General features: G+C 36.1%; 10 protein-coding genes. 7 read left to right on the plus strand and 3 right to left on the minus strand.

What is annotated here, in order from left to right:
• Positions 1-157: 157 nt before the first annotated feature.
• Genes CEQ21_RS02960 through CEQ21_RS02970 form a run of 3 tightly spaced genes read right to left on the minus strand, consistent with a single transcriptional unit; the run spans position 158 to position 3,204 of the window.
• Positions 158-1,249, minus strand: coding sequence for a Gfo/Idh/MocA family protein (locus CEQ21_RS02960; protein WP_185763169.1), 1,092 nt, complete (start codon positions 1,247-1,249; stop codon positions 158-160).
• A 26-nt stretch (positions 1,250-1,275) separates the two neighbouring features.
• Positions 1,276-2,013 carry a ThuA domain-containing protein gene (locus CEQ21_RS02965; protein WP_185763170.1) on the minus strand — a complete coding sequence of 246 codons (738 nt, stop codon included), beginning with the start codon at positions 2,011-2,013 and terminating at the stop codon, positions 1,276-1,278.
• A gap of 30 nt (positions 2,014-2,043) precedes the next feature.
• Positions 2,044-3,204, minus strand: coding sequence for a Gfo/Idh/MocA family protein (locus CEQ21_RS02970; RefSeq protein ID WP_185763171.1), 1,161 nt, complete (start codon positions 3,202-3,204; stop codon positions 2,044-2,046).
• Between the two features lie 237 nt (positions 3,205-3,441).
• On the opposite strand from CEQ21_RS02970, the gene CEQ21_RS02975 reads away from it, so the two are divergent.
• The 7 genes from CEQ21_RS02975 (at position 3,442) to CEQ21_RS03005 (ending at position 12,807) form a co-directional block, all read left to right on the plus strand.
• Positions 3,442-4,260 (plus strand): helix-turn-helix domain-containing protein, encoded by an 819-nt coding sequence (locus CEQ21_RS02975; RefSeq protein ID WP_185763172.1) that lies wholly within the window; start codon positions 3,442-3,444, stop codon positions 4,258-4,260.
• A gap of 588 nt (positions 4,261-4,848) precedes the next feature.
• Positions 4,849-5,124, plus strand: a complete 276-nt coding sequence (locus tag CEQ21_RS02980) for a hypothetical protein (protein ID WP_185763173.1) — start codon at positions 4,849-4,851, stop codon at positions 5,122-5,124.
• Between the two features lie 210 nt (positions 5,125-5,334).
• Positions 5,335-6,690, plus strand: a complete 1,356-nt coding sequence (locus CEQ21_RS02985) for a TrkH family potassium uptake protein (protein ID WP_185763174.1) — start codon at positions 5,335-5,337, stop codon at positions 6,688-6,690.
• 254 nt (positions 6,691-6,944) lie between these two features.
• On the plus strand, positions 6,945-7,544 hold the full coding sequence (locus CEQ21_RS02990) for a histidine phosphatase family protein (protein WP_185763175.1): 600 nt from the start codon (positions 6,945-6,947) through the stop codon (positions 7,542-7,544).
• Between the two features lie 1,116 nt (positions 7,545-8,660).
• Entirely contained in the window at positions 8,661-10,832 is a 2,172-nt protein-coding gene (locus CEQ21_RS02995; RefSeq protein ID WP_185763176.1) for an MMPL family transporter, read from the plus strand.
• Positions 10,833-10,967: 135 nt separating this feature from the next.
• A complete protein-coding gene (locus CEQ21_RS03000; protein ID WP_185763177.1) occupies positions 10,968-12,176 on the plus strand; it encodes a sensor histidine kinase in 1,209 nt (402 codons plus the stop codon).
• Positions 12,163-12,807 (plus strand): response regulator, encoded by a 645-nt coding sequence (locus CEQ21_RS03005; protein WP_185763178.1) that lies wholly within the window; start codon positions 12,163-12,165, stop codon positions 12,805-12,807. The genes CEQ21_RS03000 and CEQ21_RS03005 overlap by 14 nt, the downstream gene beginning before the upstream one ends.
• Positions 12,808-12,845 lie beyond the last annotated feature (38 nt).

A 12,845-nucleotide genomic window follows, 5' to 3' on the forward strand; every position in this document is an offset into this window, starting at 1 on the left:
GGTGAGCTTTAGATTTTTTGATATTGCCAATCGACAATTTTCCATGTATATCTTTTGCTAAAGTTAGCTCCAACTTAAGCAAAAGCAATTTAAACAAGCAAAAAGGGCTAACCTAAAAAGGCAGCCCTTGAAAATATTCTTTCTCTTTAAACAGTCGTTACTTCTGGATTTTCATGGCGACTGGCTCAGGTCGGTCGCAGGTACTTTCCATTATATAATGTCTGCCGCTATCAGAAGAGTCATGGAAACCATGCATAGCTTCTAACACATGATAAGCTAACTTGCCATTTGCTCGATAATTACCGCCTTCGATAATCGCTGTTGCCATATCTGCCACACCAAGTCCTCTGCTGTTTTGGGCGTGACCATATTCTAGTGGGACCTCTCTAAATTCATTTTCGTCCCGTTTTCTAATCTTAACAGGACCTCCAAATGTGTTCGGATCAGGAACTAATAATGTTCCTTCGCTTCCGTATATTTCAATAGGTGGAAGGGAGGTACCGCCAAATGCATCGAAGCTTGTCGTAATATTACCAATAACCCCTGAAGCAAAATCTAGAACGCCTGAGATATGGGTTGGAATTTTCACATCGATGGTAGTGCCTGCTTTTGGTGTGCTTAGCACCGTTCTTTCAGGATAGCTGATACGTGTGAATCCTGAAATTCGCTTAATTGGTCCTAAAAGGGCAACCAAGGCTGTTAAGTAGTATGGCCCCATATCAAACATTGGGCCACCGCCTACATCATAATAAAAGGCTGGGTCAGGATGCCAATGTTCGTGACCACGGCAAATCATGAAAGCAGATGCACCAATAGGAACACCAATTTCACCTTGCTCTATTAAATGAATCGCTGTTTGGATTCCGGCACCTAAGAAGGTATCAGGCGCACTCCCAACAAGAAGATTTCGTTTTTTTGCTGTTTCTAAAATTTGTCTGCCTTCGTCGCGTGTCACTGCTAGTGGTTTTTCCGTGTAGACATGCTTTCCTGCTTCAAGAGCCTGAATACAGACAGATGCATGTGCTTTTGGTATGGTTAAATTAATCACAAGCTCAATCTCCTGATTATTCAGCAGCTCCTCAACCGAACATGCTTTAGGAATATCAAATTTTTCAGCTTGAGACTGGGCCCGCTGTAAATCTAAATCAGCACAAGCAACTAGCTCAAGATGAGGGAATTTTGGGCAGTTTTCCATATAAATAGAACTAATATTTCCACAGCCAATGATGCCAACTTTAAGTTTTTTCATAAGGCTCCTCCAAGTTCAAAGTTTTTTTATTGGCTGTCTCCCATACCAGTATAGGTACGTACATTTTTGTAAGTCGTGTTTACAGCTGGATTCTCAGCCAGTGCCTTTCCAGCAGCAGCCCATAAAAAACCTCGCCGCATAATCAGGGAGACTTCCGGCATTGCCACAATATTGGCCTGATGACCTAAAGAGTTATAAAATACATTTCCATGTCCCCAGCGTTTTGTCCAGACAACTGGCATATCGACTGCTTTGTTAGCAGAATGTGGACCAGCAAACACTGGGAAACGGGTGGTTGCCAACACTTCCACCGCCGGATCATAATGAAGATAATATTGCTCACTGGCGACTTTGAAATCTGAAAGTCCTGCTAGCAGCGGGCTGGAGGTGTGCTTAATGTTGACGGTATATTCCACACCGTCATTGCCAGGATGCGCGACCCAATTTCCGCCCGTCATAAACTGCCAGTCAACATTGTTACGGAAAGAGTCGCACATTCCACCATGACAGCCAGCTAAGCCGACACCTGCTGCCACTGCTTCAGAGATATTTAAGACGTACTTTCTTTCAATTTGGCCCATTGTCCAATGAGGAACAATCAAGTCTAATGACTTTAACCTTTCCTTATCAGCATAAGAATCCAGTGAGTTGGAAACCTCTACTTGGAAATTTTCTTCTTCAAGGATTCCTTTGAAAATATCTGCTACTTGTTCTGGCTGATGACCATCCCAGCCGCCCCAAACAATTAATGCCGTTTTTTTCATGCTTCAACCCCACGCCTTCATCATTTTATTTTAGACTTCCGAAATTTGAATCCATTGGCGTTGCTCAATCGATAAATCAACCGCTTCTAAAATTTCTTGACACTTAACGCCATCACGGAAGTTCGGAACAGGCTGACGATTCTCGCGAAAAGCCGCCATAAGTTCCACTACTTCGTGAATAAACGTGTGTTCATAGCCAATCGTATGTCCCGGCGGCCACCAATGTTGGGCGAAAGCATGACTTGGATCAGTCGCTAACACGCGGCGAAAGCCCTGTACATCCTCTTTGTCATCAGTAAAGTAAACCTGCAGTTCATTCATTCGCTCAAAGTCGAAAATGACACTGCCTTTACTCCCGTTAATTTCAAATGAGTTCGTACAGCGATGACCTGCCGCAAAACGGGTCGCTTCAAAGCTGCCTAATGCACCATTAGCAAAACGAGCTAGGAAGAGGGTAGCATCATCTACTGTTACAGCCGCCTTTTCATCGCTACTGCTGCCTTTTGCGGTTAGACCGGACATTTGCGAAGGAACTGGCCGTTCTTTAATAAAGGTTTCACTCATGCCAATTACCTCTGCGATATCACCAATAAGATAATGTGCCAAATCAATTAAGTGAGCGCCGAGGTCTCCGTGTGAACCTGAACCGGCCACATCTTTCTGCAGTCTCCAAGCTAGTGGAAAGTTTGGATCGACAAGCCAATCCTGTAAAAAACATGCTCTGAAATGATAAATTTCACCAAGTCTACCTTCATCCAGCAGCTTTTTCGCCAGCATAACAGCAGGAGCAAAGCGATAGTTAAAGCCAACCATATGTTTAACCCCAGCAGATTCTACCACTTCAAGCATTTCTCTTGAGTCTAATAATGTAAGCGCTAACGGTTTTTCGCAAAAAACATGCTTGCCTGCCTTTGCCGCAGCCAATGTTATTTCTTTATGTACATCACTTGGTGTATTGATATCGATTAAATCAATATCGTCTCTTTCTAATAAAGCCTTCCAGTCAGTTGAATATTCTTCCCAGCCAAACTGTTTGGCGGCAGCAGAGATACCCTTTTCATCACGACCGCAAATGACCTTCATTTCAGGATGAATAATATCAGGAAAGAACATGGGAAGATCCCTGTATGCATGACTATGTGCTTTTCCCATAAATTTATAGCCGACCATTCCAATTCTAAGTTTCTCCATAGTTATCTCCTTTTTTTAATAGATGTTAAGTCTAGGAAAGATAATTCCCGTTCTTTAAAAGCTAAGAGCATTAGGAAAAAGCGGTGAAACGAATTCTCACACTAGTGAAAAGGGGAGCATGCATGGCTAAGTTGGTGTCTAATATTGGTAAATGTATCATTTTTTCGTTTGACACAACAAGATAAAACTTATATAATCCTAGACAAAATTTATCCTATTAAGAAAGGGTGAATCTCCATGTTATTATATGAACCCCAACATTTTGATTTCATTTCAAACTATGATTCTACCAATTTAAACTTCCCAAGCCACCTGCATCGTTGTTTTGAATTAATCTATGTCGTTGGTGGTGAAATGGAAGTAATGATTGAGCAAAAAAACTTTCCGTTACATACTGGACAATATTTACTAATACTGCCGAATGAAATCCATTCTATTACGACAGAATCACAGTCCAGGGCTAAAATATGTATCTTTTCACCCGATTATGTAACGACCTTTCAAAGAATGAGTGAAAATCGATCCCTTGAAAATCCGATATTCGAGCTATCTGTACAGGCAAAAATGCTCGTTTCAAAAACACTCTTTAAAGATGAATTCAACTTGTTAGAACAAAAAGCCAGTCTGTACCTATTATTATCCGAGCTTATGGCACAAACAACCCTCATTAAAACAGAAAAAAAAGACTCAGCTTTGCTTCACACCCTGCTAACCTACATACAGGAACACTTTACAGAACCTATAACCTTACGAAGTATAGCTGTCACACTTGGATATAGTTATAATTATTTATCCAAGTATTTTAATGCACAGGTCAAAACGTCATTCACAGATTTTCTAAACGATACTCGGATAAGCTACGGTTGTCATCTGCTTAAAACAACAGAAAAAACAATAACGGAGATTGCTTATCTTTGTGGCTATGAAAACATCCGCTCATTTAATCGGAATTTCATCAAAAAAACATTATGTACACCAATAGAATACCGACGTACACTTCCAGCGCTTTTAGCTGGTCAGCAGGCAGTTCATAATAAAAATCCTGAGAGAAACTGATAGGTAGCTGAATATAAGTTAACCATCAATTGAAGATACATAAATGCCTACACTATTTTTTAAACAGTTGTGATTAAAGGTTATATATAATTATTTTGTACAGTGTAACTTACTAAAGTTTTATAAAAATTTTAGAGGAAGGGTTAGTTTTTTTAGAAACTGTTTCCTTTCTCTTTTTCTATATATTTGTGTAGAAGGAGAGAGTGCTAAACAGTTCACAAAATTGTCATAGAATTTAGTTGCTTCAGACTAAGAATCAGATAGTACTATCAGATTTTTTCGGAATGTTCAAAAAGTAATATGTTACATTTTTATTAAACAAGCCCGTTACTTATTAAGTAACGGCTTAAGAAAAAGTATAAAGAGGTGATTATTACTTTGAAATAAAACGATTTAAACAAATCTGACTCTTACCTATAGTCAGTAGCTATTTTAACAGTGGGATAATTAAACACTGGTGCAAGGAAAAAGGAAAATCTGAAATTATATCTTTCTATAGTTACTCTAACTATATTTGCTGGACTTGGTGTTGCACTTATTGCCAAATTTATGCTAAATATGACTTTTTTAAAATTTATTGGAGAGGCAATGAGTTTCGTTCATACAATGCATTTGCTATTAAAGCAGGAAGTATTAAACGTGGGAGGGTATATACTGTGGAATACTGGAAGTGAAAAGGAGCTGCTAATTAATAATGTCCAGTTTATGGGTACAAGAAAGGTGTTAGGTGATAGATACAAGAGTAATACCAGTAAAAAAAATCATATAATAATGAACTTCCTATCAACAATTATTGTGAAAATAATCTTCTTATCGCTATTTACGCATATTAACTCTTTTTCTGCTTTCTTTACATTTGGATAAACTCGGCAGCAATTGTGTAGGAAGTAGTTTCTAACTATAGTTAGTATGTGGAAGAATTACTACTTCTTCTGTTTTACGGTAAAAATGCTTTTCTTTCTTATGTAAAAGTTATAAAATCAAAAAACCTTTCTAATCTCACACTCTGATTCGTTTATTATCTTTTTTAACGGACAAAATATATGGTACAAAACATAAAGAAGTTGGAGAAAAATGAACAATAAAATAAAGATTTTCACAAAACGACTATCTGCGGCTCAATTAATTGTATTTTATTATATAGTAGCTGTTATCGTATCTACCATTTTGTTGCTGCTGCCTATTACTCAAAAGGATCATTCTGAGCTCGCCTTTATTGATGCTGTATTCATTTCTATTAGTGCGGTAACTGTTACAGGTTTATCTACTGTAGATGTGAGTCAGCTCCTTAGTGTGCCTGGTACGTTTATTTTTGCAATCATCCTCCAGTTTGGTGGCATTGGGGTGATGGCTTTCGGTACTATTCTTTGGCTTGTATCTGGAAAAAGAATAGGACTAAGAGCAAGGATACTGATGACAACTGAACAAAACAGCCCGACTTTTTCTGGTATTGTTCGCCTCATACGAATGATTTTCTATGTTTTTGTCATTGTTGAGCTATTTGGAGCTGTTGTATTCGGCACCTATTTTTTAAAGTATTTCCCAACATGGCAAGAAGCTTATTTACAGGGATTTTTCGCCTCTGTAGCTGCCACGACAAATGCTGGTTTTGATATTACAGGAAAATCACTTATTCCGTTCGCTAATGATTATTTTGTCATCATCATTAATATAGTACTCTTTATTATCGGATCACTTGGATTCCCAGTACTAATAGAGCTAATTCAGTGGTTCAGGCATAAGCGAAAGAGTACATTCCAGTTCTCCTTGTTCACAAAAGTTACAACCGTAACTTTTTTCATTCTGATTGTAATTGGAGTAGTTTTCATCTATTTGTTTGAGTACGGTCACTTCTTTTCAGGGAAAAACTGGCATCAATCCTTTTTCCATTCCTTGTTTTATTCAATATCTTCACGAACTGGCGGAATGGCAATTAGTGATGTTAACGAGCTATCAGTACCAACCATTTTATTACTGTGTATTTTTATGTTCATAGGGGCGTCACCAAGCAGTGCTGGTGGTGGGATAAGAACTACGACGTTTGCTGTGATGCTGTTAACGATCTACAATTATTCGAAGGGGAATAGAACTATAAAAATATTCAAAAGAGAGATTGAAGAAGAGGATATCATCAAGTCTTTCATTGTATTTACGACAGGTATGATACTTTGCATTGTTGCAGTTTTTTTACTAGCATACTTTGAAACAGCCTTTTCCTTAATGGAGATTTTATTTGAAGTTTCCTCGGCCTTTGGCACCGTCGGCCTTTCGCTTGGAATTACACCCGAGTTAAGCATTATTGGCAAGAGTGTCATCATGATTTTAATGTTTATAGGAAAAATCGGGATGTTTACCTTCTTATTCTTTATGGGTGGCAAACCAATAAAACAGCCATATCAGTATCCAAAAGAGCGCATTATTATTGGATAAATTATGGCGGCTTGCTTAGAGTATTTAAATTTGTTGTTTTCAATAAACTGAATCAATTTGATTCAGTTTTTTTATTTGAAACAGTTTTTTAGAAATGAGTTATTCATTGCGAGAATTAGGCAAGGATTTAAGACGATTATGATAACGTTTTTTTTGAATATGTTGGATAATGTGAGTAAGGAATTTTAAACAAAAAATGCTTAAGTGTCTTTCTTTTTATTAATTATTTTTAGATTTCAGTGAGGTGGATATGTATGAAAAAGACATTATATCTAATGAGACATGGACAAACATTATTTAATAAAAGAAGAAAAGTTCAAGGCTGGTGTGATTCTCCACTTACAGAGTTAGGAATTAAACAAGCAGAGACAGCCGCAAAGTACTTTAATGATCAGCATATTATCTTTGATCAGGCATATTGCTCAACGTCAGAAAGAGCGAGTGATACGTTAGAAATAATAACTAAAATCCCATATACAAGACTGAAAGGATTAAAGGAATGGAATTTTGGGACATTTGAAGGGGAAAGTGAAGATTTAAACCCACCACTTCCTTATAATGACTTTTTTGTGAAGTACGGAGGAGAAAATCAAAAAGAAGTACAGCTAAGAATGAATACAACTTGTCAACAAATAATGGAAGAGGAAAATGAAGTAGTGTTAGCTGTATCACATGGAGCATCTTGCAGAAACTTTATGAGGAATTGGGAGCATACTAGTACAGTTACCCAACAAGCGAAAATTGGAAATTGCTGCATTTTAAAATTCGAATATGAAAACAAAGAATTTAAATTGGTTGAGATTATTAATCATGATTTTAATGATATAAGAGATGGAATTTCTGTTGTATCTTAGACTAAATTTAATTAGCGGTCACGCTAAGACACTCATTTGGGTGTCTTTTTTTTATAAAAATATAAATAAAAATCAAATCACAAGAAGTTACAGTTGAAAAATTAAATGAAAATAGTTTTGATTCTATATGTAACCAGCTTTTTGCCTTTGTATCCAATAAATCGACATACTTGGCAAGTGCTTTAATCTAAATATTCCAATGATAGATAACTTTTTTTTTAGTAGCTGTTAAGCAGGCATAGTCCCTTTAAGAGGTACATTATAAACTGCAATTTGGATATATTAAAAAAGAATTTAAAGAAGTTAGGACGGGTGAAAAATGGCTACTACCAGGCATAAAGTATTTAATTTGATACTAATAATAATTCCATGGATAGCAGCACTATTCATAGGGAAAAGCAGTTTTAAACGTTATTCTTTAGCTAGTGTCTTAATAGCCATTTTTGAAACGTTAAATCATTTATATGCTCATAAACGGAGATGGTGGAAATTTTATGATAAAAAAACTGCATTTATAAGAGATGAATTTCCATTTGATATAGGACCATACATACCAATGTCTCTTTATTTTTTGAAATACTCGTATGGGAATTTCAAGAAATTTATATTAATTAATCTTGTCGCAAATGTACTTTTTGCGTTTGGATTAATGCCATTGCTGAAGTTTTTAAAAATAGTAAAGTTAACCCGCATAAACTATTTTCAATTTTTTATTTACATACATTATAAAGCCTATCTATTGTATGGCGCACAGTATTTAATTGAAAGAAGGAAGAGGAATTAACTAGCGTTAACAAGTTTACTTAATCGTTAAGTTGAGAATTTTTAAATATGAGAATCATACTTGCGTGTTGTAGAATGACAGGGAGATTTAATTTATGTCTTATGTCTGTTACTTGGATAACTTTACGAATGTCATTAAAAAGGACTATTAGATTTATATTCTGAAGTCCTTTTTAGTGTTGAGTTTTAGAATTTCTAACATAATCACAGATGATTTCTTTTCCATAATATAATTTTTGCCCTAAAGTACATGTTCGTCTTGCCCTTTTGGACGATTTCTTTTGCTTTATTCTTCTTTATGATTAGCTAGTAGTTAATTGAAAGGAGAAATATATGTCGAAACTATTATATAAAATAGGAAAATGGTCTGCGCTGAATAAAATTAAGGTTTTGTTATTATGGGTTCTAATTCTAGTCAGTGCAATGGCTGTCGCTATTGGCTTAAAGCCTGCTTTTTCTGAGGATATGTCTATACCTGATACACCTTCTGAAAAGGCCTTAACTGTAATAAAGGCCGAATTTCCTCAAGGTCCTGACAATGGAAAAATTCGTGTCATATTTGGAACAGAAGACGGTGATAAGGTAACTTTTAAATCGACTCAAAAAACCATATTAACAACATTAGAAAAAATTAAAGAGGATAAGTCTGTTAAGACGATCACCAATCCTTTCGATATGGGAACAATCTCGGAAAATCAAAAGATTGCATATGCCGATATCACTTATAATCAAGGAGCAGATGATATCTCAAATGCTTCCTATAAACATCTTGAAGAGAGTATTGCCTTTTCTAAAGACACTGGTATCCAAACGGAATTAACTGGTAATGTTAAAGGATCTGAAATGCAAATAGGTGGAGTATCTGAGGTTGTCGGTATTGCCTTGGCATTTGTAGTATTGGCAGTTACTTTTGCGTCTTTCTTACTAGCCGGGTTACCTATACTAACAGCGTTGTTAGGGTTAGGTGTTAGTATTGGATTGACAATGATTGCAACAACAATTTTCGATATAGCATCTGTCAGTCTCTCCTTAGCTGGTATGATTGGAATTGCAGTTGGCATAGATTACGCTTTGTTTATTTTTACGAAGCATCGTCAATTTTTTGGGGAAGGCATCTCAAAGATTGAATCAATCGCAAGGGCTACAGGAACAGCAGGAAGTGCAGTAGTATTTGCTGGTTTAACAGTTATCGTTGCTCTTTGTGGACTAACAGTAGTTGGCATTCCGTTTATGTCTGCTATGGGCCTAACTGCAGGACTAAGTGTTCTTTTGGCTGTGTTGGTATCTATTACGCTTGTTCCATCGGTATTATCCATGGTTGGGAAGCGAATGGCTCCAAAAAATCAAAAAGTGAAAAATCAGAGCAAACAAATGCCAGATAGTAACTTCTGGGGGCGTTTAGTAACAAAACATCCAATAAAATTGAGTGTAGCTAGCTTTCTGTTGCTTCTATTTATCAGTATTCCTTCCCTTCATATGGAATTAGGACTGCCTAATGATGGAATGAAAGGACAAGATACACCTGAACGTCGTTCTTACGACTTATTAGCTCAAGGATTTGGAGCAGGATTTAATGGCCAACTAACAATTGTAGCAGATGCATCAAATGTCGATGATAAACATAAGACTGATACAATAGAAAAAGCTGTTAAAGACATCCAGCAGCTTGACAATGTATCGAGTGTTTCTCCAGCAATGCCTAATGAAAAAGGGGAGTACGCAATTATAACGGTTACCCCAAAAACTGGTCCTAATGAAGCAGCAACAAAAGATTTAGTTAAAGAGGTCCGTGACTTATCGGATAAGAATATTAAATTACTTGTTACTGGTTCGACAGCTGTTAATATCGATATTTCAGAGGGCCTTAATAATGCGATCCCTATATTTGCTGTATTAATCGTTGGATTCGCATTTGTGCTGCTAACAATTGTTTTTCGTTCCTTATTCGTTCCAATTGTTGCTGTATTAGGCTTCTTGTTAACGATGTTTTCTACTTTAGGATTATCTGTGTTTATTTTACAAGATGGATATATGATTGATTTATTTAGTATTCCTCAGGAAGGACCAATACTAGCCTTTTTGCCAATCTTATCAATAGGTATACTATTTGGTCTAGCCATGGATTATCAAGTTTTCCTTGTCAGTCGGATGAGGGAAGAATATGTACTGACAAAAAATCCGGTTCAAGCAATCCAAGCAGGGTTAAAGCATAGTGGTCCTGTTGTAACCGCAGCTGGTCTCATCATGATATTTGTATTTGCGGGATTTATTTTTTCTGGTGAGGAGACGATCAAATCCATGGGATTAGCAATGACCTTTGGCGTTATCTTTGATGCTTTTATAGTTAGAATGACTATTGTTCCAAGTATTATGAAACTAATGGGTCATAAGGCGTGGTATTTGCCAAAGTGGTTAAATAAAGGAATTCCAAATGTGGACATAGAAGGACATGGACTTATAAAGCCTCAGAATACAGAGGTATTTCATGAACATCCTGTCAAATAATAAAGAGATAACAGCAGTCACAAGTCTGCTGTTTCTTTTAGTACAAATGCAGTAGAATGGAGGAATATGTTGTAGATACTTCTATAATAAACATATGAGATTTGTTGTTCATTCATAGGAAGAGGTAATTAGCTCATGGATAATACTACTTTTAATGACAGATTAGAGGGTATAGGACTGTCAAAGATTGCATATATGTTTTGGATAGTTCTAGTATATGTAGCAGCAATTGCGATTCAGATATATGAAAATGCTACAGTACACGATATAGTACTTTTAACTTTATTTTCTGCGATTCACTTTTTTCTGTACTATTTGTCTGTTTCCTTACAACTGTCGAAAAAACAAAGCTGGTTCTATATAATACTGCAAATTTCTTTATTATTTTTATCGTCTTTTTTCTTACATACTAGGATACCGATTTTATTAGTTGGAATTTTACCAATGTTAATCGCTCAAAGTATAACCATTTTTAATAGCTGGAAAAAAGTGCTTATTGCTTTTATAGCAATATATGCAGTTTACTGTAATGCCATATGGCTCAATTATGGTTCGAGTGAATTACCAATTTTCATACTGGTTTTCTTTTTTAATTTAACCTTAGTAGTATTTTATTCCGTCATGTACAATAAGCAAGTTAATGCCAGAATACGAATGGCATACTTTCTCCAAGACCTAGAACGAGTCCATCAGCGAGTTGAAGAGTTAACGTTAGCTAATGAGAGACAGAGGATGGCAAGGGATTTGCATGATACGTTAGCACAAGGGTTAGCAGGTATCATTATGCAATTAGAAGCTGTAGATTCGCATATGCAAAATGGAAATACAGAGAGATCACATGAAATAATTCAGCATTCAATGGCACAAGCTAGAGAAACCTTACGGAAATCTAGAACAGTCATTGATGATTTGCGATCAGTACCAGTTGAAAAAAACAGTTTTAATAAACAGGTCTTAGAACAGCTGGAAGTATTTAAACAAGAGACGAGGATTAATGTGGAGTTATTAGAACAACCAATTGTTAATATCCCATATTTAGTCAGGGAGAATTGTCTGTATATTATTAGTGAGTGCTTAGCTAATATTAAGAAGCATGCCAATGCTGAAAAAGTAAGAATGGAAATGAAAATAATTAACAGTGAGATAGTAATCAAAATCAGTGATAATGGGATTGGATTTAAGAAGAAATCCATTGGTAATCATACTGGAAGATATGGTCTTATAGGATTATTGGAAAGGGCACATCTAATTGGTGGAGAAATACAAATTAATACAGATGTCGGAATAGGAACAGAAATCACATTGCAAGTACCAATAAAAGGGGTAGCTTATGGAAGCATATAATGTACTTATCGTAGACGATCATTTAGTAGTTAGAGAAGGTCTTAAGTTAATCTTGGAAACGAACGATAAATATCAAGTAATGGGTGAAGCTGAAAACGGAATCCAAGCATTAGACATTCTGAAAGTTAAGAAACCAGATGTCATTTTAATGGATTTAAATATGCCTGTCCTTAATGGATTGGACACGATAACCAAGTTAAATGAGCTAAAGGTAAATATTCCAATCATTATTCTAACTACTTATAATGAAGACGAGTGGATGATAAAAGGGTTAGAATTAGGTGCTAAGGGATATTTATTGAAGGATACGAGTAGAGAAAATTTATTCCGTTCCATAGAAACTGCAGTAAGAGGGGAAACCTTGCTGCAGCCTGAAATACTTGAAAGAGTACTAAAAGTAAAAACAGCAAATGAAGTTTCTTTTTCCAACAATGCAATGAATCTAACTGAAAAAGAATTGTTTATCCTGAAAGCAGCGGCAAAGGGCTACCGAAATAAAGATATTGCTTTTGATATTGGAATTTCTGAACGAACTGTAAAGGCACATATCACAAACATATTTAATAAAATGGGGGTTAATTCCAGAACAGAGGCTGTAGCAGTTGCGATAGAAAGAGGATACTTCCAATGAAATTTGCCCAATCGTACATATGGTTATGCCCTTATGTA

It is taken from the genome of Niallia circulans, assembly GCF_007273535.1.
GTDB classification, from domain to species: domain Bacteria; phylum Bacillota; class Bacilli; order Bacillales; family Cytobacillaceae; genus Niallia; species Niallia circulans_B.